We start from the raw sequence: 23,731 nt of genomic DNA on the forward strand, positions 1-23,731 counted from the left end.
GCGGCGGCTGCGCTCCTGCTCGGCCCGTCCGGCGGAGGCGGTGCCCCCCGTGGTATACGGCCGGATACGGCGGCATCAGGAATCGCCGACTTGAACCTCAGGAGAAGCACCATGGCGCGTGTCCACAACTTCAACGCCGGCCCTGCCGGGCTCCCCCTCCCCGCCCTCGAGCGCGCGCAGCGCGAGCTCCTCGATTTCGAGGGGACGGGCATGTCGATCATGGAGCACAGCCACCGCGGCAAAGCGTTCGAGGCGGTGCACAACGAGGCGATCTCGCTGCTCCGGCAGCTGCTCGGCCTGACCGACGACTACCACGTGCTGTTCATGCAGGGCGGCGCGGCCATGCAGTTCGCGGTCGTGCCGATGAACCTCCTGCCGCCCGGCAGGAGCGCCGATTACATCCTGACCGGCGGCTGGTCGGAGAAGGCGCTGGAGGAGGCGAAGCGCGTCGGGACGGTGCGCGTGGCCGGGAGCACGGCCGTCGACAAGCGGTACACCCGCATCCCCCACCAGGGAGAGCTCTCGCTCGATCCGAACGCCGCCTACGTCCACATGACGACGAACAACACGCTGTTCGGCACCCAGTGGCACTGGCTGCCCGATACGGGCGACGTGCCGCTCGTCGCGGATATGTCGTCCGACATCCTGTGGCGCAAGATGGATATCTCCAGGTTTGCCCTGGTTTACGCCGGTGCCCAGAAGAACATCGGGCCGAGCGGGATCACGGTCGTGATCGCCCGCAAGGATCTCGTTGACAGCGCGCGAAAAGACATTCCCGTCATTTTCCGTTATGCCACTTACGCTGCCAACAACTCGCTCTACAACACACCTCCGACATTCGCAATCTACCTCATGCGCAACGTGCTCGCGTATACGCTTGAGATCGGTGGGCTCGAGGAGGTCGAGCGACGGAATCGCAAGAAGGGTGAGCTGCTGTACGAAACCATCGACGCGCACCCGGACGTCTTCCGGGCGCCGGTCGAGAAGGAGAGCCGCTCGTTCATGAACGTGGTGTTCCGGCTGGCCAGCGAGGAGATGGAAAAACGCTTCGTCGCCGAGGCCGCAAAGGAGGGTATGGTGGGGCTCGCCGGACACAGGTCGACCGGGGGTATCCGGGTTTCGATCTACAACGCAGTACCCGTTGCATCGGTGGAGCGCCTCACGGCGTTCATGCGGGATTTCGCCAAGAGGGCTTGACTCGCTGCGGGAGCACGACGTTCTCGGTATTTCCAGGTTCGCCGCTGTTTCCAAAACACGCTCGGTGAACCTCCCCCTAATTCGTCGCGTCCCAACCTTCAGCCCGCTTGACGTTGTTCCGCCCGGCACAACAGGCCTTCGCGGAAAGGGTCTGTCGGCCTTTCCGCAGCTGGGAAGGAGGCGGTGAACGCCGCTCCCCGACCAGCACCGGGAGGGGACGGCGAACGCCGCTCCCGACCAGCGCCGGGAGGGGACGGCGAACGCCGCTCCCCGACCAGCGCCGGAAGGGGACGGCGAACGCCGCTCCCCGACCAGCACCGGAAGAGAGCGGCCATCGCCGGTCTCGACCGGCCCGGGAGGGGACGGGGGGAACGCCGTCCTTTACCGGCTCGCAGGCCCCGTTCGGAGACCTGAATCGAGCGAGCCAACCGTAAGGAGAGGATGATGGCGAGCATGGATGATCGTATGATTTCCAGGAGTGAGGAGGGGCAGGAGGAGAGAGGGGCCTCGCCGAGCGAACCCCCGCCTTCGTCAGCGTCGCAGCGAGCTGCCAACGAGCGGCAGCAGCGCGGCTTCGCTGCCATGGACGAGGAGCGTCAGCGCAAGATCGCCAGCAAGGGCGGGAAGGCAGCCCACGAGAAGGGCACGGCGCACGAGTTCACGCGCGACGAGGCCCGCGCCGCCGGCAAGAAGGGCGGCGAGGTCGTCAGCCAGAACCGCAAGCACATGGCCGAGATCGGTCGCCGGGGCGGCGAGCGCGTGAGCCAGGACCGGGCCCACATGGCCGAGATCGGCCGCAAAGGCGGCGAGGCCGTGAGCGGCGATCGCCAGCACATGGCCGAGATCGGCCGCCGGGGCGGCGAGTCGCGGGGAGACCAGCCGCGGGAGAATCAGCCGCGCTGACCGGGGGACGCGAAGGGCCCGGCGCCCCCCGGCGCCGGGCCAGCCCCCTGCCCCCTCGCGACGGCCACGACCCTGGCCTCCCGATCGTCGCCGCGAGGTGCCTCTCGGGAGGCGTCCAGGCGCCGCAGGACCGCGCGCGCCACGCCGGTGTGGCCCCCACCCCCGCAGAGCTCAGTCAGGCGCCCGGCGCGCCGCCCCAGGAGGGCGGCGCCGAGCCTCCAGCGCGGGGCAGGAGCCGGCGGTTCAGCCGGGCGCGATCGCGCCCAGCGAGACGTCGCTGGGCGTCTCCTTCGGGCCAGGGATCCATTCCTCGTCGGGCTCCTCCGGCGGGAGCACGACCGGGGCGCCGTCGTAGCGCATGCGCTTGCCAGGCCAGACGAAGCTGCGGAAGAGGTAGGCGAGGAGCGACGGCTGGTCGAGGCCCGGGTGGATGAAGGGCGCCACGCGCCTCGCGTGCTCGGCGGGAAGAAGGCTCCAGTGGAGGCCCGGCTCCATGTGATGGATGGAGTGGAAGCCGTTGTTGTACGTCCACCAGTTGACCAGGCGGCCGACGAAGTTGCGCGAGTGGTTGTACTCGCTGCTCTCGTCGCAGCCGTCGTGCTGGAGGTAGTTCATGGTCACGATCCCCCACGCGGCATACTGGTGCGGGATCAGGACGTAGAGGAGGAACTTCTGCCAGTCGAGCGCGAGCAGGGCCCCCATCGCGCCGAGGAAGACCGCCGACTCGAGGAGCATCTGACGGAACCACGGCGGGTTCCGCCGGTACATCGCCTTGAAGTAGCGCATGTCGGCGGGCAGGATGTCCCGGACCACGCGGCTCATGAAAAAGAGGCCGTTCAGCAGGTTCCACCGATAGCGCACCTTCGTCGTCCGCATCACGTCGCGCGACGACTGCGTGTACTTGTGGTGGCTGAGGTTGTGGCCCGGGACGTAGGCGCTGACGGGGTGCCCGTAGGTGAGCGTGAGCGCGATCTGGAACGCGCGGTTCATCCATCGCCGCCGGAACACCGGGCAATGGACCGCGTTGTGGGTCGCGACCGCTCCGAGGAACGACAACACGCACGTCGCGGCGAGGAGCGGAATCGCGAGCCATAGCGCGCGCGGCGCGTAGACCCATTGCACCGTCACGAGCACGAAATACGTCGCGACGAAGAGGAGCGTCTTGATATCGGCGCGGTACCGGAGCATGGCTGTTCTTCGCGGCTACTACCAGGACCGCGCGCCGGACCGACCGGCAGCGCCGAGCAGCGCTGGCCGGCCCGGACGGGCGCAGCGGCCCATCTTCTCGGCGCTCTTCCTAGCGCATTTCGTCGCAGCTGGAAGCCAGAAGTTGCATTTCCGACGCGCGCGTCGCGCCATCCTCAACCCGACATCCGTGTTTCACGCCGATGTCTCGCGCTCGGTGCGATCGTCTCTACGCACCTCGCATCGGTGTGCAGGCGTGGGAGCCGCTCCGCCGGTGTGCCGGTGAGGAAGCCGCTCCGCCGGTGCTCGGCGGCGCGTGCGGTGGAGCGCTCCGGCGCGCTCCGGCGCGCTCCGGCGTGCGCTGGGCCGGAGGCGGCTCGCGCTTGACGACCTGGTCGCGAACCGCCAACGTGGCCGCGTGAGCTCATCCCCTCTCGGTTTCGATCCCAACGGTCCCGCCATCGGAAACGGGATTTACGGGCTGCCACACACTGCCGAGGACGCCCGGGTGGTCCTCGTCCCGGTGCCGTGGGAGCCGACGGTGTCCTACCGCCGCGGCGCCGCCAAGGGCCCGGGGGCGATCCTGCGGGCCAGCCGGCAGGTCGACCTCTTCGACCTGCACACGGGCAGACCGTACGAGCAGGGCATCGCGATGCTCGACGTCGATCCGGACATCGTGCGCTGGAACGCGGAGGCGTCCGCGGCGGCCGAGCCGGTGATCGCGGCGCACGGCGAGGTCGCCGGCGACCGGGACCTGGAGGCGCGCCTCGCGGCGGTCAACGCGCTGTCTCGCCGGCTGAACGAGCGCGTCACGGAGATCGCCATGAGATGGATGGAGCGGGGCAAGCTCGTCGGCGTCATCGGCGGCGACCACTCCTCCCCCTACGGCGCGATCGCGGCGCACGCCGCGCGTTACCCGGGAATGGGGATCCTGCACATCGACGCGCACGCCGATCTCCGCAACGCGTACGAGGGATTCACCGACTCCCACGCTTCGATCATGCACAACGTCGCGACGAACCACCCGAAGATCCCGCGGATCGTCCAGGTCGGGCTGCGCGACATGAGCGAAGACGAGCTCCGGTTCATCCGCGAGTCGAACGGGCGCATCGTGGCCCACATCGACGCATCGATCGCCGATCGGCTCTTCGAGGGGGAGCCGTTCCACCTGATCGCCGACTCGATCGTGGAGGATCTCCCCGACGACGTCTATGTGACCTTCGATATCGACGGCCTCGATCCGACGCTGTGCCCGAGCACCGGCACGCCCGTCCCCGGCGGCCTGACGTTCCAGCAAGCCGTCGCCCTGATCGGCCGCATCCAGAAGAGCGGCCGGCGCATCGTGGGCTTCGACCTGAACGAGGTCGCGCCGAAGGACGACAACGACGACTGGGACGGCAACGTCGGCGCCCGCCTCCTCTACAAGCTCATCGGCTTCACGCTTCTCTCCCACGACACCCGCGGCCGCTAGGCGCAGCGGTCACCCGCTGCGGATACGGGCCCATCTCGACGTTTTCGGTGCTCGGCGTGCTGGAGCACGCCTGCGCGCCGAAAACGCCGATCTGGACCCGTCTCCTGTGCGGGTGACCGCCGCGCCGCGTTGTGCTGGAGTTTCAGCGAAGCGCGGATCTGGAAGACGCTCATGAAAGCGCGCGGCGGTAGGTTTCGAGCGCGAGGTGGACGTCGAGCGTGCCGGCCATCTCGCGGCAGGAGTGCATGCTGAGCATCGGCGCGCCGACGTCGACCGTGGCGATGCCGAGCGAGGCCGCGGTGATCGGGCCGATCGTGCTGCCGCAGGGGAGATCGCTGCGAACGACGAAGCGCTGGGGGGCGTAGCCCACGTCGTGACAGAGCGCCTCGAGCGCGGCGGCCGTCGCGCCGTCGGTCGCGTAGGACTGGTTCACGTTCGACTTGATCACGAGCCCGCGGTTGATCTGCGGGGCGTGGCGCGGCTCGTGCTGATCGGCGTAGTTCGGGTGCACCGCGTGCGCCATGTCCGCCGAGACGAGCAGCGACCCGGCCATCGCGCGGGCGAACGCCTGCGGCTCGCGCGCCGGGTAGACGTCGACGATCCGCGCGAGCACGTCGCGGAGCACGCTCCCCGCCGCCCCCACGGCGCTCCGGCTGCCGCACTCCTCGTGGTCGTAGAGCGCGATGACGCGCGTCGCGGCGGAAGGAGCGGCGCCGATCAGCGCGGCCGTCGCGGCGTGGCAGCTCGCGAGGTTGTCCAGGCGGGACGCGAAGACGAACTCGTCGGAGAGGCCGCCGAGCGACGCCTTGAGCGTGTCGTACAGGCAGAGATCGAAGCCGAGGATGGCGTCGCGCGGCGCGTCGACCGCGCGCGCGAGCAGGGCGTTGAGATCGGCCTCCCTGCCGAGGCCGATCACGGGGACGAGGTGCTTCTGCGCGTTCAGCACGAGCCCCTCGGAGTTGACCCCGCGGTTCAGGTGGATCGCGAGGTTCGGGACGCGGGCGACCGGCCGGCCCAGGTCGACGAGGAGGCGCTCGATCCGCCCGTCCCTGCGCACGTGGACGCGGCCGGCCACGCTGAGATCGCGGTCGAGCCAGGTCGAGTACAGGACGCCGCCGTAGACCTCGACCCCGAGCTGCTGGTAGCCGCTCCGCGAGAGCTCGGCGCTCGGCTTCACCCGGAGGTTCGGCGAGTCGGTGTGCGCGCCGATCACGCGAAAGCCGCCGAGCGCCGGGTGCTCGGCCCCGACCACGAACGCGACGATCGTCGACCCGCCCCGGACGACGAAGCGGCGATCGCCCGGAGCGACCGCCCACGCGTCGCGCTCCCCGAGCTCCGAGAAGCCGGCCGCCACGAGCCGCGAGGCGACCTCGCGCACGGCGTGGTACGGCGTCGGCGAGCGATCGACGAACGCGCAGAGGTCGCGGGCGGCCGCGACGCCGCGCTCGCGCAGCGCCGCCATCTCGTCCGCGCTCCTCGCGAAGCGCTCGCCAAGGTCGGTCAGTGGCCTGGGATCGCCTGCGCGATCGAGGATCTCGGGGGACGTCATGGAGGGCGCGGAGTCTAGCAGAGCAGCCGAGCCCCGCCCGGCGCGCCGGCACGCGCCTCCGTGCGCGGACGCGCTCGCTCACGCCGCACGCCGAGATGGCGGCCCACGCGGCCGGTGCGCCATGGTATCCGCCACCACCGCGCCGCTCGCAGGACCTCCCTCCGACGCCGCGCGCCGCACGCCGCAACCCGCAACGGAGACGCGCCCCGATGTACCGCCTCGTCCGACCGCTCCTCTTCGCGCTGCCGCCCAGCCTTGCGCACGAGCTCGGCATGCTCGCGCTCGCCCCGCTCGAGCACGCAGCGCCGCTCCGCGCCCTCGTGCACGCCCGCCTCGCGCCCCGGGACGGGCGCATCGCGGTGCGCGCCATGGGGCTCGACTTCCCGTCCCCGCTCGGCGTGGCGGGCGGCTTCGACAAGGATGCGCGCCGGGCCCGCGCGCTCGCCGCCCTCGGGTTCGGCTTCGTCGAGCTCGGCACCGTCACGGCGCAGCCGCAGGCCGCGAACCCGCCGCCGAACCTCTTCCGGCTGCCGGCCGACCGGGCGCTCATCAACCGGCTCGGGTTCCCGAACCAGGGCGCGGCCCGCGTCACGGAGCGGCTCCTCGGCCGCGGCGGCGCGGCGGCCGTGGGCGTGCCGGTGGGCATCTCGATCGGCAAGTCCAGGGTCGCGCCGCTCGATCCCATCGAGCCCGCGATCGACGACTACCTCGCGAGCTTCCGGGAGGCGCGGCGCGCGGCCGACTTCGTCGTGATCAACGTGTCGTCGCCGAACACGAAGGACCTCCGCGCGATGCAGGGGCCGGCGATCGCGCGGGCGCTGCTCTCCGCGATCGCGCGGGAGAACCGCGCCGCCGGGGCGCCGCTGCCGCTGCTCATCAAGGTCGCCCCGGACCTCGGCGACGAGGAGCTCGAGGCGCTGCTCGCCGTGGTCGAGGAGGTGGGCCTCGCCGGCGTCATCGCGACCAACACGACCGTGCGGCGCGACGGGCTCGCGACGAGCCCGGAGGCCGTCGAGGCGATGGGCGCCGGCGGGCTGAGCGGCCCGCCCCTCCGGCAGCGCTCGCTCGCGATGGTGCGGCGCATCCGCGCGCGCCTCGGGAGCGGCGTCACGGTGATCGGCGCCGGGGGCATCGAGTCGGCGGAGCACGCGATGGACCAGCTCCAGGCAGGCGCCGACCTCGTGCAGATCTACACGGGCTTCATCTACGGCGGCCCCCTCCTCCCCGCCGCGATCGCGCGCGGGCTGTCGGACCTCGTGGCCCGCTCCGGCGCGCGGTCGATCCAGGATCTCGTGAGCCGGCCAGGCGGCGCGACGCGCGCTGCTATGATCGGCCATGGAGCTTGAAGCGCACGTCCACGACACGATCCGCGACATCCCGGAGAGCGAGTGGAACGCGCTCCACGGGGTGAGCGAGGCGCCGTTCCTGACCTGGGCGTGGTTCGACGCGCTCGAGCGGACGGGGTGCGTGGGCGAGGAGGCGGGCTGGCTGCCCCACCACATCACGCTCCGGGCCGAGGGGGCGCTGCTCGCCGCGGCGCCCGCCTACCTCAAGGACAACAGCGAGGGAGAGTTCGTCTTCGACCACGGCTGGGCCTCTGCGTCCCACCAGATCGGCGCGCCGTACTACCCGAAGCTCGTCGTCACGGTGCCGTTCACGCCCGCGACGACGCCGCGGCTGCTCGTGCGGCGGCCGGAGGACCGCCCGGCGCTCCTCCCCGTCCTCGCGGAGACGCTCCGCAAGCTGGTCGCGCGGAGCCGCATCTCGAGCGCCCATGTCCTGTTCCCGACCGAGGACGAGGCCGCCGCCCTCTCCGATGCCGCCATGGCGCACCGCTGCGGCGTCCAGTTCCAGTTCGAGAACGAGGGGTATCAGACGCTCGACGACTTCCTCGCGCGCTTCAACGCGAAGCGGCGGCACCAGATCCGGCGCGAAATGCGCGAGTCCACGAGGCAGGGGCTGTCGATCGATACGCTGCGCGGCGCGGAGATCACGCCGGAGATCGTCGATGCCATGTTCGGCTTCTACGTCTCCACCGTGGAGAAGTTCGCCTGGGGCCGGCAGTACCTGAACCGCGCCTTCTTCGAGGAGATCACGGCCCGGCTGCGCGGCGGCGGGGCCCAGGGAGGCGTCGAGATCGTCCTCGCGCGGGAAGGCAAACGCCCCATCGCGGGCGCGCTCAACCTCGCCGGGCCCACGACGCTCTATGGCCGTTACTGGGGCGCATCGGAGGAGCGCCCGTTCCTGCATTTCAACGTCTGCTATTATCACCCGGTCGAGGACTGCATCGCCCGGGGACTGCGCCGCTTCGAGCCGGGCGCAGGGGGGTCGCACAAGCTCGTTCGCGGCTTCGCACCGAGCGTCACCCACAGCGCGCACCACATCGCGCATCCGCGCCTGGACGCCGCGGTGCGCGAGTTCCTCGCGCGCGAGCGCGCGGCCGTCCGCGCGAAGACGGCGGACCGGAGCGTGGCATTCCGCTGAGCGCCCTCCTGGCGCAGCGCGACGTGCGGTGTTGACGTGACGCGCGCTGGAGAGGGATGCTGCCGGACATGCGCGCCTTTCTTGCACTCCTCGCCTCCTCCATCGTCTTCGGGCTCGCCGCGAGCGGCGGCTGCTCGAGCAATGAAGCGACCGACACGACCTCGACGACGGTGGCGGCCACGGTCGCCGGCGCCGGCGGCTCGCTCGGCTTCGGCTGCTTCGGCGGCAGCCCGGATGGGCGGTGTACGATCCTCGCCCAGGTCCCCGAGAGCTGCAGCTGCCCGGACTGCTCCGACACGGCGAGCTGCCTCGGCCGCTGCAACGACGACGGCGCCTGCGACATGCGGCCGGACGCCACCGACGGCGAGGATTGCACCTGCCAGGACTGCGCGGGCACCGTCGCGGCCTGCAGCCCGAGGCGCGGGTGCAACGACGCCGAGGGGTGCAACGTCAACGAGGATTGCACCTGCCCCGACTGCACGGGCACCCCGCGGTGCACGGATCACTGCACGGACAACGGCTCGTGCGCGGAGTACTTCGAGGGTTGCTCCTGCGCGGATTGCCGCGGCGTGGAGCGCTGCGGCGGGGGCCCGGCCACGACCACGGCCGCGGCCACGACGGGCAGCGGCGCGGGCGGCGACCCGGCCGGCAGCGGCGGCGCGGGCGGCGACCCGACCGGCAGCGGCGGCGCGGGCGGCGACCCGACCGGCAGCGGCGGCGCGGGCGGCGCCTAGGACACGCTCGGCGCCCTCGCTGCTCGGCGCCCTCGCCGCGCCGAGCCCTCACTGCTTCGCGGTGAGCCCGTGCTTCCTCAAGAACATCCGCACGTGGTGGCGCTCCATGCCCGCGCGGCGCGCCATCTCGCTGACGTTGCCGCCCGTCGCGCGGATCAGCTCGCTGAAGTAACGCTGCTCGAACGCCGCGACGGCGCTCCGCTTCGCCTCGCCGAACGCCGACGTCGGCACGACCACGTCGCCGCCGCCCTCGAGCGGCAGGATCGAGGCGATCGCCTCGGCCCCGGGCGGCAGGCTCGCGGCCACGCTGGTGACGTTCATGAGCTCGCGGACGTTGCCGGGGAAATCGTGCTGGCCGAGCGTCGTGGTGATGAGATTGACCATCTCCACGGCGCGCTCGGGGCACCCCAGGCGCTCGCAGACGCGCTCGACGAGCAGCGGGATGTCCTCCCGCCGCTCGCGGAGCGGCGGCAGCTCGATGCGCATCTGGGCGATCCGGAAGAAGAGATCGCTCCGGAAGCGCCCGGTGTTCATGCTGCGGCCGAGGTCGCGGCGCGTCGCCCCGATGATCCGCACGTCGACGGGCTCGTAGATCCGCGACCCGACGCGCTTCACCTTCTGCTCGGTGAGCGCGCGCAGCAGCTTCGGCTGGAGATCGGGCGGCAGCTCGCCCAGCTCGTCGAGGAAGATCGTCCCGCCGTTCGCCTCGTGGAAGGCGCCGCTCCTCCGATCGTTCGCCCCGGGGAAGGCGCCGCGCTCGTGCCCGAAGAGGAAGCTCTCGGCGAGCGCGCCCGGCAGCGAGGCGCAGTCGACGACGACGAACGGGCCGCCGCGCCGGCTCGAGACGTCATGGATGGCCTGCGCCGCGAGCTCCTTGCCCGTGCCCGTCTCCCCGGTGATGAGCAGCGAGAGCTCCGTCGAGGCCACCTCGCGCAGCAGGCGGAACAGGTGGCGCATCCGCGGCGAGGCGCCGATCAGCGGGCCGAAGCTCTCGTCGAAGCCGACGTCGACGCGCTCCTTCTCGAGCGGCTCGAAGCTCAGCACCGAGCCGCCGATCTGGATGGCGCACGCGGCCGTCAAGATCGCCTCGCGGATGCGGACCGTCGACACGAACGTCCCATTCTTGCTGCCGAGATCGCGGACGAGCACGCCCGGCCCCTCCGCGCGAAGATCGCAATGCGTCGAGCTGACCTCCGGATCGTCGACGACCACACCGCAGCTCGGATCGCGCCCCACCACGATCGGCGCGATGCCGATCTTGACGGGATCCCGGCCCGTCGACCGCAGCGTGCCGCCGCGAACAAACCACTGAACCGCGCGAGCGCGGGTCGCATCCCTCGTCGAGCTCATATCCAACGGTTATTCGATTTCCCTGGTCTTGACCACATCCACGCACGCTCCGCCCGCCCACGGCAGCGAGCGCCCACCTGGGCGCACCGGGTACGTGCCTTCCGGAGGAGCCGCAGCCTCTCGTCGCAAAACTTCACAACTACTAGAGGAATTCACGTGATCGACGAGAAATTCTGATCAAGCGATGTGCTGAGCGCATAGCGGGAGAGGCCCTCGAGAGGTTAGAGTACGTGGTCTACGCGAGCGATGAAGCGGGCGTTCGTGCAGCTCGCCTCATCGGTGTCGATGGTCGATGAACGAGGACCCGACCATCGCGGGGCGGAGGCGCCCTGCGATAGGGCTGTCGGTGTGTGGTTCTTTCAACGCGGTTCGGGGCTCCGCTCTCCCGGTCCCCTCAACGTGGGAGTCGCGCGAGCGCTCCCGGCGAGGATGCTTATGCCGAGAATAGGATGGTCACTCCGGAAGCGCGCCGCGACGGCCCTGGGGCTCCTGGGGCTCTCCGCGGGCGCGAGCGCGCTCGCGTCCGTGTCCACCGGTTGCAGCAGCGAGGCCGAAGGCCCGTGCATCTCCGACGAGCAATTCTTCGCCGAGAAGGTGTGGGTCCCCATCCTCTCGACGAAATGCATCGGCTGCCATAACCCGCAGGGGCAGGCGGCGGAATCCAAGCTGATCCTCGCCGGGAGCAGCGAGGCGGGGTTCCTCGACAAGAACCTCGCGACGTTCAAGTCGCTCGCCGGGCTCGAGCTCGGCGGCGAGTCGTACGTCCTCCTCAAGCCGACGAAGGCCATCGAGCACGGCGGCGGCCAGGTCCTCGCCTCGGACAGCCCCGAGGTCGAGGCGCTCCGGGCCATGGTGGAGCGCACGAAGGCGCCGTCGTCCTGCGAGACGGACGTCAACGCGTCCTTCGCCGGCGTGGTGATGAGCGGGCCCGTGGAGACGCTCCGCACGGCGAGCCTCGAGCTCGCCGGGCGCCTGCCGACCGAGGCCGAGGAGGAGGCCGTCGCGCAGAGCGGCATGGCCGCGCTGGATCCGATCCTGGACCAGATGCTCACCGAGGAGACGTTCTATGTGCGGCTGAAGGAGATCTACAACGATCTCTTCCTCACCGATCGTTATCTGAACGGCGAGGAGGCCGTCGATCTGCTGCGGAGCGACGCGTACGATCCGAAGTGGTACAACAGCCTCCCTCAGGATCCGGCGCTGGTCGCGAGGTACGGCGCGCGGGACCTGGAGGACGTCGCCAACAAGCTGAAGAGCTGGACGAACCGGGCCGTCGGGAGGGAGCCGCTCGAGCTCATCGCCTACATCGTGCGGAACGACAGGTCCTTCAAGGAGGTCCTCACCGCGGACTACACGGTCGTGAGCCCCTTCTCCGCCAGGGCGTACGGCGTGACGGCCGAGTTCAAGAACGACGCGGATCCGGACGAGTTCGTCCCGGCGAAGCGCGATCCGATCCCGCTCGCCGGCGTGCTCACCTCCCCCGTCTTCCTGTCCAGGCACCCGACGACGAACACCAACAGGAACCGCCACCGCGCGAGGATGGTCTATCAGTTCTTCCTCGGCACCGACATCCTGAAGACGGCCGAGCAGCCGCTCGATCAGACGAAGATCACCGATTTCAACCCGACGATGAACAACGCGGCGTGCACCGTCTGCCACGCCGCCCTGGACCCGCTGTCGGGCGGGTTCCACAGCTTCGACTCCGCGGGCCGGTACAAGGAGGACGACACCTGGTACGAGGACATGCGTCCGCCGGGCTTCGGCGCCGAATCGGTGCCGTTCAGCGAGTTCCCGAGCGCGCTCTCGTGGGTGGCGAAGCGGGTCGCCGACGACCCCCGCTTCGCGCTCTCGGCGGTCTACACGATGTACAGCGGCCTCACCGGGCAACAGCCGCTCGTCGCGCCGACCAACGAAGATCCGGAGTTCAACGCCAAGTTCCGGGCCTACCTCGCCCAGTACCACGCGTTCAACACGATGGCGCACGACTTCGCCGACGGCGGCTACAACCTGAAGACGGTCGTCAAGGCCATCGTCAAGAGCCCCTATTTCCGGGCGCGCAACGTGGCGCAGGCATCCCGGGGCGAGGCGCTCACGCAGCTCGGCGGCACGCGGTTCCTCGGGCCCGAGCAGCTGCACCGGAAGATCTGGGCGGTGACGGGGTATCCGTGGCGTCCGCGGGCGTTCGAGGACGACGGCGTCCGCTACGACTTCCTGCTCCGGCGCGACGCCTACCGCATGCTGTACGGCGGCATCGACTCGCAGGACGTGATCCAGCGGATCACGGAGCCGAACGGGATCATGGCCAACATCGCCGACCGGATGGCGAACGAGATGGCGTGCGTCGCGGTGCCGCGCGATCTCTACCTGCCGCAGGAGGAGCGGCTCCTCTTCCCGTACGTCGAGACGACGTTCGAGCCGCGGGACACGAACGACTTCGACGTGCTGCCGGCCGTCGAGGGGATCAAGCAGAACATCCAGTACCTGCACAAGCGGGTGCTGGGCGAGTCGCTGGAGCTCGGTGATCCCGAGATCGAGCGGACGTACAAGGTCTTCCTCGAGACGTGGGAGGAGGGCAAGGCGGGCATGGCGAAGCCGGAGGGCGAGGAGGGCCGGCTCTCGAAATCGCTGCCCGGCCCCTGCCAGGTGCACAACGACTACTGGACTCGAGAGGGGCTCCCCGACGATCAGAAGCTCACGCGCGACGAGAACTACACGATCCGCGCGTGGATGAGCGTCATGACCTATCTCCTTTCGGACTTCAGGTTTCTTTACCAGTAGGAGCAGCCATGGAACGTCGAGATTTCCTCAAACTGGCATCTATGGCGGGCCTCGGAGTCGTCGCAGGGGGCGTCCTGTCGAGGGACGCCGCCGCGGCCGGCCCCTACGAGGGCCCCCTCTGGGTCCACATCCACGCGAGCGGCGGCTGGGACCCGACGAGCCTCTGCGATCCCAAGGGCGCGATGGACGAAGAGGAGCAGAAGACGCGGCAAGCGATGAACCGCAGCTACCTTCACGAGGCGATCGGGACCGCCGGCAATCTCAAGTACGCGCCGGTCGGCGGCAACGACGCGTTCTTCAAGAAGCATTACAGCAAGCTGCTCGTCATCAACGGCATCGACACCGGGACGAACAGCCACGACGCCGGCGTCCGCAACACGTGGTGCGGCACGCTCCGCGAGGGCAAACCGGGCTTCGCGGCGCTCGTGGCCGGCGTCCACGGCGGCGCGCTGCCGATGGGGTTCATCAGCAACGGCGGCTACGACACGACGGCGAACGTCGTGGCCGTCACCCGCATACCCGACACCGGCCTGCTGCAGCGGCTCGCCTATCCGAACAGGATCGATCCGGGGAACGAAGAGAACCGCGAGCAGTACCACACCGACGCCACGATGACGCGGATCCTGGAGGCGCGGCAGGCGCGGCACGCGGCGAAGCTCGAGCAGCAGCGGCTGCCCCACGTCAAGGAGGCGATGAGCACGCTCTTCACCTCGCGCGTCGGGCAGAACGAGCTCAAGCAGCTCATCCAGTACCTGCCCGCGGAGTTCGAGCAGGCCTCGCTGCGGCGGCAAGCGCAGGTCGCGCTCGCTGCCTACCGCGCCGGCATCTGCGTGAGCGCCAACCTGTCGGTGGGCGGGTTCGACACGCACGGGAACCACGACGACAACCACATCCCGCGGCTCGACCAGATCTGCGATGGGATCGACTTCATCCTGACCGCCGCGGAGGAGCAGGGCATCGCGGACCGGATCGTCCTCGTCGTGGGCTCGGACTTCGGGCGGACGCCGGGCTACAACGAGGGCAACGGCAAGGACCACTGGAACATCACCAGCATGATCCTGGCCGGCGCAGGCATCGCGGGGAACCGGGTGATTGGCGCGACGGACGACCGGCACAACCCGCTCGACGTCGATCCGGTCACGCTCGCGCCCAAGGAGGGCGGCGTCCGGCTCAAGCCGGGGCACATCCACAAGGCGCTGCGCAAGCTGGCGGGGATCGCGGACGATCCGCTCGTGGAGCGATTCCCGCTCTCCGAGGAAGAAGACCTGCCCATCTTCGGGTGACGTGGCCCGCGGGCGGCGCGCCGCGCCGCACCGCCGTCGACGCCATCGACTGAAGCGCGGGTGACTTCATCGGAGCCGGCGGGTGAGGAGACGGGATGTCGCTTCGCCCGCCGCTCACTCCACCGAGAACGCGATCTCCTCGCTGGCTGCGGCTCCGTCCGCGTCGATGCGGAGCCGGTGCGCGCCGGCGACGAGCGGCCAGTCGAGCGCGAACGGCGAGCCGACCTCGATGGGGCGCCCGTCGAGCACGAAGCGCACGCGGGGCACGCCCGGAGGGACGTCGGCGCGCAGCCGGATCGCCTGCAGCGAGTTGATCGAGGGGTCGAGGACGAACCGGGCGCCGTCGGGCGGGTACGCGACGCGGACGCGCGCGCCGGCGCCGGTCGGAGGAGCGCCGGGCGCGCCGTCGAGCCCGGCGAGCGCGCCGCAGAGGGGCGACGCCGCCTCGGGCGCGAGGGGGCGGCCGGCGGCGCGCGCCCAGGCGGTGAGCTCCGCGTCGTAGCGCTCGAAGACGCGCTCCTCGACCGCCGCGTCGGGGCAGGCCCCGGCGCGCAGGCTGTTGCGGCGATCGATGCGCACGGTCTCGTGCATGTCGCACGGCGAGAGCGCCGCGGCGCCGCCGCGCGGCAGGAGCTCGTGGCGGCGGTGCGGGCACGCGGCGGTCGGCCTCATGCCGGACAGCGCGCAGACCTCGACCTCGGCGAGCTGCTCGGGATCGGGCGGATCGAACGGGCGCGGCGGCCGGACGCGCGCGGCGGCGAGCATGGCGTCGCGGAACAGCGGGCCCGCGCCGGTGATGCCGCTGACGCCGCCCATGGGCGAGCCGTCGAAGTTGCCGACCCAGACGGCGACCGTGACGTCGGGCGTGAAGCCGACCGCAACGTTGTCGCGGAAGCCCTTGGACGTGCCCGTCTTCGCGGCCACGGGGAACGGGAGATCGAGCGCGTTGCCCTCGCCGAACGACGCGAGCCGCGCCCGGTCGTCGGCGAGGATGTCGATGATCACCCGGGCGCGCGCGGCGTCGAGGACACGCACGCCGCGCTCGGGAGGCGCCGCGGGCGGCTCGGCGGGCGCGTCGCTCTCGCCGCGCGCAGACACGGAAGAGGCCGCTTGCGAGGAGGGCGACGGAGGCGACGAGGGGGCGAACGAGCGCACCGCGCGCACCGGGAGGTAAAGGCCTCCCCGCGCGAGCGTGGCGTAGGCGTTCGCGAGGTCGATCAGGCGGACCTCGCCGTCGCCGAGCGCGACGGCGACGCCGTAACGCGACGGTTCGCGATCGAGCGAGCGGAGGCCGAGCTCCCGGAGCCGCGCGATGACGCGCTCGGGGCCGAGCGCGGCCGCCGCCCAGACCGCAGGGACGTTGTAGGAATTGGCGAGCGCATCCCGCAGGCGGACGGGGCCGTGGAAGCGGCCGTCGTAGTTCCGCGGCGCGTAGTTGCCGTCCGCCGTCGGGAACGAGAGCTCGACGTCGGGCAGGACGGTCGCGGCGGTGAACCCGAGCTGCTCCATGGCGAGCTCGTAGACGAACGGCTTCAGCGCGGAGCCGGGCTGGCGCAGCGCGAGGACGCCGTCGTTGTGGCCGAGCCCGGCGGCGTCGTCGATGTCGTGCGAGCCGACGTACGCGAGGATCTCGCCGGTCGCGTTCTCGATCACCACCACCGCCGCCGCGCCGACGTCGCGCTCCGAGAGGCCGCGGACTGTCTGCTGCGCGAGGACCTCGATCTCGCGCTGGAGGCCGCGGTCGATCGTCAGGGTGATCGAGGTCGCCCGGACGAGGGGTGACGCGGCGCCGGGGCCCTCGGCGTGAACGCCCGCGCCCGGACCCAGGGCGCCGCCGAGCACGGCGCGGACGAGGTGCGGCGCGCCGAGGCCGCCCCCCTTCGGGGCGAGCGCGATGGGCTCCGCGCGGGCGCGGGCCACCTCGGCCTCGCCGGCGAGGCCAGCCGCGAGCATGCGATCGAGGACGCGGTTCCTGCGGCGCTCGAGCGGCCCGGTGCCGCGGCGCGGATCGTACAGCGCCGGGCCGCGCGGCATGCTGGCGAGCGCGGCGGCCTCGGCGAGCGACAGGTCGCGCGTGGGCTTGTCGAAGTAGAAGCGGCTCGCCGCCTCGACCCCGCGCAGGCCCGGGCCGAACGCGACGCGGTTCAGGTACTGCTCGAGGATCTCGCGCTTCGAGAGCGACGCCTCGATGCGCAGCGCGAGCGCCGCCTCGCCGAGCTTGCCGCGCGCGGTGCGCGGGCGCGGCACGAGCGTGCGCGCGAGCTGCTGCGTGATCGTGGACCCGCCCGAGACGACGCGCCGCTCGACCGCGAGCTGGCCGATGGCGCGCGCGATCGCGATCGGATCGACGCCGGGGTGGCGCGCGAACCGCTTGTCCTCCGCGGCCAGGAGCGCGCGCTGGATGCGATCGCCGGCCTCGGAGAGCGGAAGCCAGCGCGCCCGCGCGCCGTCTCCGGCGCGGAGCTCGCGGAGCACCGTGCCGTGGCGGTCGAGGAGGACCGTGGACACGGCGTGGTCCTCGGTCGCCTCGAGCTCCGGGGGCAGCGGCGTGAGCGCCGCGAGGGCGGCGAGCAGGAGCCACGGCGCGACGGCGAGGGCGAGCGCGATCTGCGCCGCGCGGCGCAGGATCCGCCGCGCGCGCGGGCCGAGCCGCGCAAGCCACCGCCCTGCGCGACCGGGCCCCGGCGGGGAGGGCGCGTTCACGGCTCAGCGCGGACGCGGCGCCGCGTCCGGCCCTCGGCTGGAGACCTGGACCGTGACGGCGCCTGTCCGGCCGAAGACCTCGGGGCTGTACATCTCCTCCGCGCGCGCGGGCGGGACCACGAACGAGCCGAGCGTGGTGGCGCGCGCGAGGTACCGGTACCGGTACATCCCGGCGGCCATGTGATCGACGAAGAACAGGACGCGATCGTCGCGGATCTCGCGGACGAAGCGGCTCGGGTCGTAGACGCGGCCAGTCGCGCGCAGGTCGTCCCGATCGACGTCGGCGTCATCCGCCTCGGCCTGGGCCTCCGCCGCGTCGACGTCGAGCGAGCGCGCGGACGTGGCGAGCCGCGCGTCGACCGCCTCGAGGCCGGCCGGCAGCGGATCGTCGATGACAACGAAGTCGCGCGGAGAGGGCGTCACCACGACGATCTCGCCGAGCACGAGATCGCCGCCGGCGAACGCGACCGACGCGGGGGCCGCGCGCTCGCTCGACGTCGACGCGCCGCCGACCACGGCGGCGAGGTCCTCGGGAGCGAGGGCGCGGAGCGACTTCTCGACGAAGAAGCCGCGGTCGAGCGCCGCCGTCGGGAGCTGCTTGCGCGCGTAGCGGAGCCGCGCCTCGTAGAAGAGGCGGCCGCGCCCGTCGACCGAGAACGCGAGCGGCGCGCCCGCGGCGCTCGCGAGCCTCGCCGCGGGGATCGACGTCTTGACCTGCTCCGTCGTGGGGCCGTGGAACGGCGCGGAGAACAGCTCCGCCTGCCCCAGGAACACCCGCGCGTCGAAGTCCGGGGCCGTCTTCTCCTGCGCCTTGCGGTACTGATCGAGCGCGAGCAGCGCCCAGGCCGTCTCCTGCGTGCTGCGCCACGTGCCGCCGCGGCGATCCGCGAGCAGCCCCGCCGCGAGCCGCGGCGCGAGCGGGTGCGCCGGCCGCGCCGCGAGCAGCGCGCGCAGCACGAGCGCCGAGGTGCGGGCCTCGGAGTCCATGAGGACCGCGTACGCGTCGCCGTGGTTGTCGACGGCCCGCGCGACCGGACCGTCGAGGCGCAGCGCGCCCTCGAGCTCGCGGACGAGCTGATCCACGGACCCCCTGTCGCTCTTGCCGATCACCATCGCGTGCGCGAGGAGCGCCTTCGAGAAGAGCGGCAGCTTGTCGCGCTCGTCGAACAGCTGGCTCGCGCGCCCGGGGTCGGGGGCGCCGCTCGACGCGAGGACGTCGACGAGGAACGGCGCCGTCGCCCGGAGGAGCGGGTCGGCGCCGATCCGGTTGAGCTCCTGGCGCAGGTACGACGTCGCGCGCTCCACCGCGTCGGGCGGCACCGCGACCCCGTAGCGCCTGGCCTCGGTGAGGCCCCACAGCGCGTACGCCGTGGTCCACAGGTCCGCGCCGTCCGACTCGGCGAAGAAGCCGAAGCCCCCGTCCCCGCGCTGGTGCGAGACGATCTCCCGGACCGTCTTGCCGATGACGGCCGTGAGATCCTTCGGCAGCGCGATCCCGTAGGCCTTCGCGAGATCGCGCAGCGACAGGAGCGGCACCATCCGGCTCGTCAGCTGCTCGGTGCAGCCGTACGGGTACTCGAGGAGCTGCTCCACGCCGCCGCCGAGGCCCACGAGCGCTGTCGGCGCGAGGCTCACCGTGAGCCCGCCCGTGTCGTCGCGGATCGCCGACAGGTCCCCGAGCCGCTCCGCGCTCGCGGTCGTCGTGTCGCCGTAGAGCGCCACGGCCTCCGGCGCCATGGGCGCCTTGATCTCGCGGTTCACCTCGACAGCGTCCGACGCGCCGCCGCCGGTCGCGCGGAAGCGCAGCGTCGCGGGGCCGGCCCGCGGCGCCGAGAGCGCGAAGCGGACCTCGGCCGACCCGCCCGGGGCGAGCTCGACCGTGCGCTTGGCGCTGCCCGCGAGCGTCAGCCCCGACGCGGTGACCTCCACCTCGACCGTCGCCGGCTTCCCGAGCCCCTTCGAGGTCACGACCACCCCCGCGTCGATCGCGTCGCCCGCGCGGAGGAAGCGGGGCAGCGCGGGCCGGGCCATGAGCGGGCGGCTCGCGGTCACCCTGGACTCGCCGTAGCCGAAGCGATCGTCCTCGGCGGCCACGACCGCCATGACCCGGTACGTCGTGAGCGAGTCCGGCAGCTTGAAGCTCGCGTGCACCTGCCCGGAGGCGTCGGTGACGAGCGCGGGGTTGTAGTAGGCGCTCTGCCGAAAATCGCGGCGCACGCCCGTGCCGCCCTCGGCGCCGCCGCCGCCCGCGCGCCCCTTGTCGGCGCCGAGGTCCGCGAACGGGTTGCGCACGCGGGCGAGCGCCTCACGCGTCTCGATCGTCGCCACCTTCAAGGGGCGCGGCGCGCCGAACACGGGGATCGGATCCGGCGTCGTGTACCCCGTCAGCGACAGCACGCCCTCGTCCACGGCGTAGAGGGTGACCTCCGCGCGGGCGGGCTGGCCGGCGCGATCGCGGACGTCGACGTCCACGCGGATCGGATCGCCGGGGCGCGCGTCCGCCTTGTCGGCGCGGACGCGCACCGCGAGCCGCTGCGCCTCCGGGTTCACGCGGAGCGGCGCGTAGCCGAGGCGGAACGCCGGCGCGCCGACGTCGGGCCCAGGCACCCCGCCCTTCCCCGGCGCGGGCTGCGGCTTCGTCCGCCCGCGCAGGAGCAGCACCGAGACGAAGGCGTTCGGCCGGAGGTCCTCCGTGATCGGGACGTCGATCACGGGCATGGCGCCCGACAGCGTCACCTTCCGGTGCGTGGAGATGCCGGCGCGCTCGACCGTGACCAGCGCGTCGGCGGACGCGAACGGCGACTTCACGATGAGGCGCGCCGTTTGCCCGATCTCGTAGCTGTCGCGGTCGGGCACGAGATCGACCTTGAGCTCGTCGCTGTCGCCGAAGCCCCCGCCGCCCTCGCCGAGCGCGTAGACCCCGGCGGCGGCGCCGACGGGGTTGCCGCGGCGGTCCCTGGCCGTCGCGTGCAGGAGGTAATAGCCCCCCGACGGGACCGTGAGCTCGCAGCTCCGCGGCGCCGCCGCCGTCGTGACGCCGCACCGCGCGACGACCTTGTCGACAGGCGCGCTCACGCTGCGGTACGCGCTGCCGCTCTCCTCTCGCGCGAGCGTCCACGTGCGGTGCACGAGCTCGACCCGGACCGCGACCTGCGCCACGCGCGCCCCCTTCGGATCGACCGCGAGGATCTCCGGCCGCAGCACGTCGCCCGCCTTCGCGAAGCGCTCGGGCTCCTTGAGGGCGACGTAGAACTCGGCCGGGTGCACGAGCGCCGTCGAGCTCCCGGCGATCGCCTGCCGCGACACGTCGGTCACCGACGCCTCGCACGTGACGAGCTCGGTGCCGCGCTGCCCCGGCATGGAGAGCGCCGCGCCGATCGCCGCCTGCCCGGCCGCGTCGAGCTTCTCGCGCGCGCTCTGCACCTCGAACTCGCGCGGCGCCTGGTCCCGCAGCGCGCCGGTGAGCTCGTCCTCGCGGACCGTGAACCCCTCGATCCCCGGCGGCGAGAACGACGCCGGCGCGCGCGTCACGGAGAGCGATGCCTCCGCGTTCGTCATCGGCGCCCCGAACAGGTAATCGCCGCGCGCGGTCCAGCGCGCCTTGTCGCCGCGCACGTAGCTCGGCCTGTCGCTCTCGACGCCGACCTTGAACTCGGCGGGGCGGTACTCGGCGACCTCGACGCTGCCCCACACGTCCACCCACCCCGCCTCGCCGCCCTGGACCGTGGCGGCGAGGCTGTACGTGCCGAGCCGCGCGCTCTCGGGGATCTTCACGTCGGCCGAGAATGTGCCGAAGGCGCCGAGCGTCGGGGAGAGCGAGACCAGCGCCTCGCCGTCGGGCCCCTCGACCTTGAACGCGACGCTCTTGCCGGCCGGCGTCCTCGCCCCGCGCGCGCCCTCCTCGCGGAAGATCCCCTTCACGCGCACCGTGTCGCCTGGCCGGTAGATGCCGCGATCGGAGAACATCATCCCGAACGGGCGCGGCTCGCTGAAGTCGGACGGCGCGCCGAAGCGCCACCCGTTGAGCGAGTCGGCGACGCTCCGGTACGTCCAGTCGTCGCCCGCGCGCGCGAAGACCACGCTGCGCCCGAGCGTCGTCGTCGCCTCCGGACCGTGCGCCGTCGCGGGGACCATCGCGAACCCCTCTGCGTCAGTCGCCACCGCCGCGGGCGCGGGCGCGCCCGGTGCCCGGATCCACACGCGCGCCCCGGGCACCGGCGCGCCCGTCGACAGGCGCGTCACCCACACGAGCGAGCCGCTCGGCGAGACCTTCGCGCTGATCCCGAGGTCGGTCACCTGCGCGATGACCGCCTCGGAGGTGGCGCGCGCGTGCCGCGTCCCGGGCCGGCTGGTGTAGCTGATCCCGATCGCGAGCGGCCCGCGCTTGCCCTCGCCGCCCAGCACCTCGGCGGCGCGCACGAGGTGCGTCGCCGGCGTGTTGGTCGCGGCGGCCGGGCGCAGGACCGTCTGCTTGCCGGAGGGCAGCGCCGCGATCTCGCTCATCTTCGGGCTGCGCCCCGGGCTGTGCGGATCGCCCTGGAGCGCGAGGATCATCTCCTCGGTCATCGCGCCGACGGCGAGCGAGAGCTCGCGCACGTTCACGGACACGACCGGGATCTCGCGCCGCTGGGCCGGCTCGAACACGCTCCCGACGAGGCCGATCTGCGCCTCGGGCCAGCGATCGTCGAAGGCGATCTCCTCGGTGACGACGCCGGCGAGCGCCTGCCCGTGCACGTCGCGCAGCCCGGCGGCCACGCGCACCCGGTAGCTGCGACCCGGGGCGAAGGCGCCGCCGAGGGGGATGTGGCTCGTGGGCTCGTCGTCCTCGATCCACGACGGCCACAGCAGCTTGACGGCGGGCTCCACCGAGATCGCCCGCTTCGCGTCCGCGAACTTGACGGGGTTCGAGAAGGCGAGCGTGAACCCGCCGTCGGCCGCGCAGCGCCCCTGCGGCGTGTCGCGATCGCACTGGGGGCGCAGCGCTCGGAGCGGCCCGTAGGTGCGGTACGTGAACCGCTGCTCCTCGCCCGCCGGCAGCGGCCCCTCACGGCCGCGGAGGCCCTCGGCCACGGCGATCTCGATCTCGCTGTCGCGCGGCAGCGGCGCGCGGGGGACGAGCTCGGCGAGCATCTCGTTCTTCGCGTCGGGGCGCCGCACCTCGAACGCCACCTTGTCTTTTCTATCGCCCACCGTGAGGGACGCGCGCCGCGCGATCTCGGCGGTGTCGACCGGCTGGTTGAACCGCAGCTCGAACCGCGCGTCCGGCTTGAGGTCGTCCTTGCCCGACCAGGGTTCGACGCGCGCGACCGCTGGCAGCTCGGTGCGGAAGGTGAACGAGTACGGCTCGGCGAGCGCGCTGCCGTCGAGCGCGCGGGTGCCCGCAGGGACCTCGACGGTGAACTCGGTGCCGCGCGGCAGGCGCCCTTCGGGGACGAACGTGAGGCCGCTCGTGCCGACCCAGCGCCAGCTTCCAGGCGCGGACGGCTTGAGCACCGCGGGCGCCGCGGCCTCGCTGCCCGCGAGATCGAGCGACCGCATCGGCCGGTTGAAGACGAGGCTGATCTCGGCGGGGCTCGTGGTCTGACCGCGGGGCGCGCCGAACACCACCGCGAGCGGCCCTGCCGCGGCCTTTCCGCCCACATCGAGCGCTCCGGGAGCGAGCGTCCCTCGGGGCGGGACGTTGGGGGCGCGCGCGCCCTGAACGCACGCCAGGCTGAGGGCGATGGCCGCGAGAACGACGGGCGCAGATCGGAGGCGCGGAGCGACGGACATGGCCGCGACTCAGCAATGGGGATGCCGCGGGCGCAAGGGGCGATTCCGCGGCGGGATCAGGGCGCGCGATGTGGCAGGCGAGACACACCCGATGACCGCCGGTGACGCGCGGGCCCCGCCCCGGCGTCCTCGACCGTGCCCTTCATCCGGGCTGCGCGGCCAGGCGGCGGCGGACGTCGAGGCGCGCGTTGGTCACCTCGGCGCATGTCGTCTGCGCGCCTCGGTGACCCCTTTGGACATGATGAGAACGCCGATCATTCACACTGTCGCATCGTCGTCCAAGTCGCTCGTTGAGCGCACAGCCAGGCCGTTGACGCTCACC

13 protein-coding genes are annotated in these 23,731 nt (G+C 72.2%); 8 read left to right on the top strand and 5 right to left on the bottom strand.

Annotated features, from left to right (window positions below):
• The first annotated feature begins 111 nt into the window (after positions 1-111).
• Positions 112-1,197 (top strand): 3-phosphoserine/phosphohydroxythreonine transaminase, encoded by a 1,086-nt coding sequence (gene serC / locus WMF29_RS23905; RefSeq protein ID WP_437331048.1) that lies wholly within the window; start codon positions 112-114, stop codon positions 1,195-1,197.
• Between the two features lie 582 nt (positions 1,198-1,779).
• Complete coding sequence (locus WMF29_RS23910) at positions 1,780-2,100, top strand: KGG domain-containing protein (protein ID WP_020737259.1); 321 nt, start codon at positions 1,780-1,782, stop codon at positions 2,098-2,100.
• A gap of 243 nt (positions 2,101-2,343) precedes the next feature.
• Here the strand turns inward: WMF29_RS23910 and WMF29_RS23915 are convergent, their stop codons facing one another.
• Positions 2,344-3,288 carry a fatty acid desaturase family protein gene (locus tag WMF29_RS23915; RefSeq protein WP_437331049.1) on the bottom strand — a complete coding sequence of 315 codons (945 nt, stop codon included), beginning with the start codon at positions 3,286-3,288 and terminating at the stop codon, positions 2,344-2,346.
• 415 nt (positions 3,289-3,703) lie between these two features.
• On the opposite strand from WMF29_RS23915, the gene WMF29_RS23920 reads away from it, so the two are divergent.
• A complete protein-coding gene (locus WMF29_RS23920; protein WP_272093295.1) occupies positions 3,704-4,756 on the top strand; it encodes an agmatinase family protein in 1,053 nt (350 codons plus the stop codon).
• Between the two features lie 169 nt (positions 4,757-4,925).
• Here WMF29_RS23920 and WMF29_RS23925 read toward each other — a convergent pair whose 3' ends face one another.
• On the bottom strand, positions 4,926-6,218 hold the full coding sequence (locus WMF29_RS23925; RefSeq protein WP_437331163.1) for a M18 family aminopeptidase: 1,293 nt from the start codon (positions 6,216-6,218) through the stop codon (positions 4,926-4,928).
• Positions 6,219-6,514: 296 nt separating this feature from the next.
• Here WMF29_RS23925 and WMF29_RS23930 point away from each other — a divergent pair, with 296 nt between their 5' ends.
• The 3 genes from WMF29_RS23930 to WMF29_RS23940 all read left to right on the top strand — a co-directional run bounded on the left by WMF29_RS23930 (position 6,515) and on the right by WMF29_RS23940 (position 9,523).
• Positions 6,515-7,651 (top strand): quinone-dependent dihydroorotate dehydrogenase, encoded by a 1,137-nt coding sequence (locus WMF29_RS23930; RefSeq protein WP_437331050.1) that lies wholly within the window; start codon positions 6,515-6,517, stop codon positions 7,649-7,651.
• Positions 7,641-8,789 (top strand): GNAT family N-acetyltransferase, encoded by a 1,149-nt coding sequence (locus WMF29_RS23935; RefSeq protein ID WP_437331051.1) that lies wholly within the window; start codon positions 7,641-7,643, stop codon positions 8,787-8,789. Before WMF29_RS23930 ends, WMF29_RS23935 begins: the two co-directional genes overlap by 11 nt.
• A 68-nt stretch (positions 8,790-8,857) precedes the next feature.
• Positions 8,858-9,523: a hypothetical protein gene (locus WMF29_RS23940; protein WP_437331052.1), complete on the top strand. Its 666-nt coding sequence runs from the start codon at positions 8,858-8,860 to the stop codon at positions 9,521-9,523.
• Positions 9,524-9,571: 48 nt separating this feature from the next.
• Here the strand turns inward: WMF29_RS23940 and WMF29_RS23945 are convergent, their stop codons facing one another.
• Complete coding sequence (locus tag WMF29_RS23945) at positions 9,572-10,873, bottom strand: sigma 54-interacting transcriptional regulator (protein ID WP_437331053.1); 1,302 nt, start codon at positions 10,871-10,873, stop codon at positions 9,572-9,574.
• A 435-nt stretch (positions 10,874-11,308) separates the two neighbouring features.
• Here WMF29_RS23945 and WMF29_RS23950 point away from each other — a divergent pair, with 435 nt between their 5' ends.
• The gene (locus WMF29_RS23950) at positions 11,309-13,651 is read left to right on the top strand and encodes a DUF1588 domain-containing protein (RefSeq protein ID WP_437331054.1); all 2,343 of its coding nucleotides are present in this window, start codon (positions 11,309-11,311) and stop codon (positions 13,649-13,651) included.
• Between the two features lie 8 nt (positions 13,652-13,659).
• Positions 13,660-14,934: a DUF1501 domain-containing protein gene (locus WMF29_RS23955; RefSeq protein WP_437331055.1), complete on the top strand. Its 1,275-nt coding sequence runs from the start codon at positions 13,660-13,662 to the stop codon at positions 14,932-14,934.
• A gap of 114 nt (positions 14,935-15,048) precedes the next feature.
• On the opposite strand, the gene pbpC is transcribed toward WMF29_RS23955, so the two are convergent.
• Together pbpC and WMF29_RS23965 are read right to left on the bottom strand one after the other, a co-directional pair.
• Positions 15,049-17,637 (bottom strand): penicillin-binding protein 1C, encoded by a 2,589-nt coding sequence (pbpC, locus tag WMF29_RS23960; protein ID WP_437331056.1) that lies wholly within the window; start codon positions 17,635-17,637, stop codon positions 15,049-15,051.
• Positions 17,638-17,640: 3 nt separating this feature from the next.
• Positions 17,641-23,409 carry an MG2 domain-containing protein gene (locus WMF29_RS23965; RefSeq protein WP_437331057.1) on the bottom strand — a complete coding sequence of 1,923 codons (5,769 nt, stop codon included), beginning with the start codon at positions 23,407-23,409 and terminating at the stop codon, positions 17,641-17,643.
• Positions 23,410-23,731: the final 322 nt, after the last annotated feature.

It is taken from the genome of Sorangium sp. So ce381 (assembly GCF_051473845.1).
In the GTDB taxonomy this organism is placed as follows: Bacteria; Myxococcota_A; Polyangia; order Polyangiales; family Polyangiaceae; genus Sorangium; species Sorangium atrum.

Bases quoted from the DNA above. Each gene is read 5' to 3' on its own strand.
- serC (WP_437331048.1), top strand. From the start codon at position 112: ATGGCGCGTGTCCACAACTTCAACGCCGGCCCTGCCGGGCTCCCCCTC.
- WMF29_RS23910 (WP_020737259.1), top strand. From the start codon at position 1,780: ATGGACGAGGAGCGTCAGCGCAAGATCGCCAGCAAGGGCGGGAAGGCA.
- WMF29_RS23915 (WP_437331049.1), bottom strand. From the start codon at position 3,288: ATGCTCCGGTACCGCGCCGATATCAAGACGCTCCTCTTCGTCGCGACG.
- WMF29_RS23925 (WP_437331163.1), bottom strand. From the start codon at position 6,218: ATGGCGGCGCTGCGCGAGCGCGGCGTCGCGGCCGCCCGCGACCTCTGC.
- WMF29_RS23930 (WP_437331050.1), top strand. From the start codon at position 6,515: ATGTACCGCCTCGTCCGACCGCTCCTCTTCGCGCTGCCGCCCAGCCTT.
- WMF29_RS23935 (WP_437331051.1), top strand. From the start codon at position 7,641: ATGGAGCTTGAAGCGCACGTCCACGACACGATCCGCGACATCCCGGAG.
- WMF29_RS23940 (WP_437331052.1), top strand. From the start codon at position 8,858: ATGCGCGCCTTTCTTGCACTCCTCGCCTCCTCCATCGTCTTCGGGCTC.
- WMF29_RS23945 (WP_437331053.1), bottom strand. From the start codon at position 10,873: ATGAGCTCGACGAGGGATGCGACCCGCGCTCGCGCGGTTCAGTGGTTT.
- WMF29_RS23950 (WP_437331054.1), top strand. From the start codon at position 11,309: ATGCCGAGAATAGGATGGTCACTCCGGAAGCGCGCCGCGACGGCCCTG.
- WMF29_RS23955 (WP_437331055.1), top strand. From the start codon at position 13,660: ATGGAACGTCGAGATTTCCTCAAACTGGCATCTATGGCGGGCCTCGGA.
- WMF29_RS23965 (WP_437331057.1), bottom strand. From the start codon at position 23,409: ATGTCCGTCGCTCCGCGCCTCCGATCTGCGCCCGTCGTTCTCGCGGCC.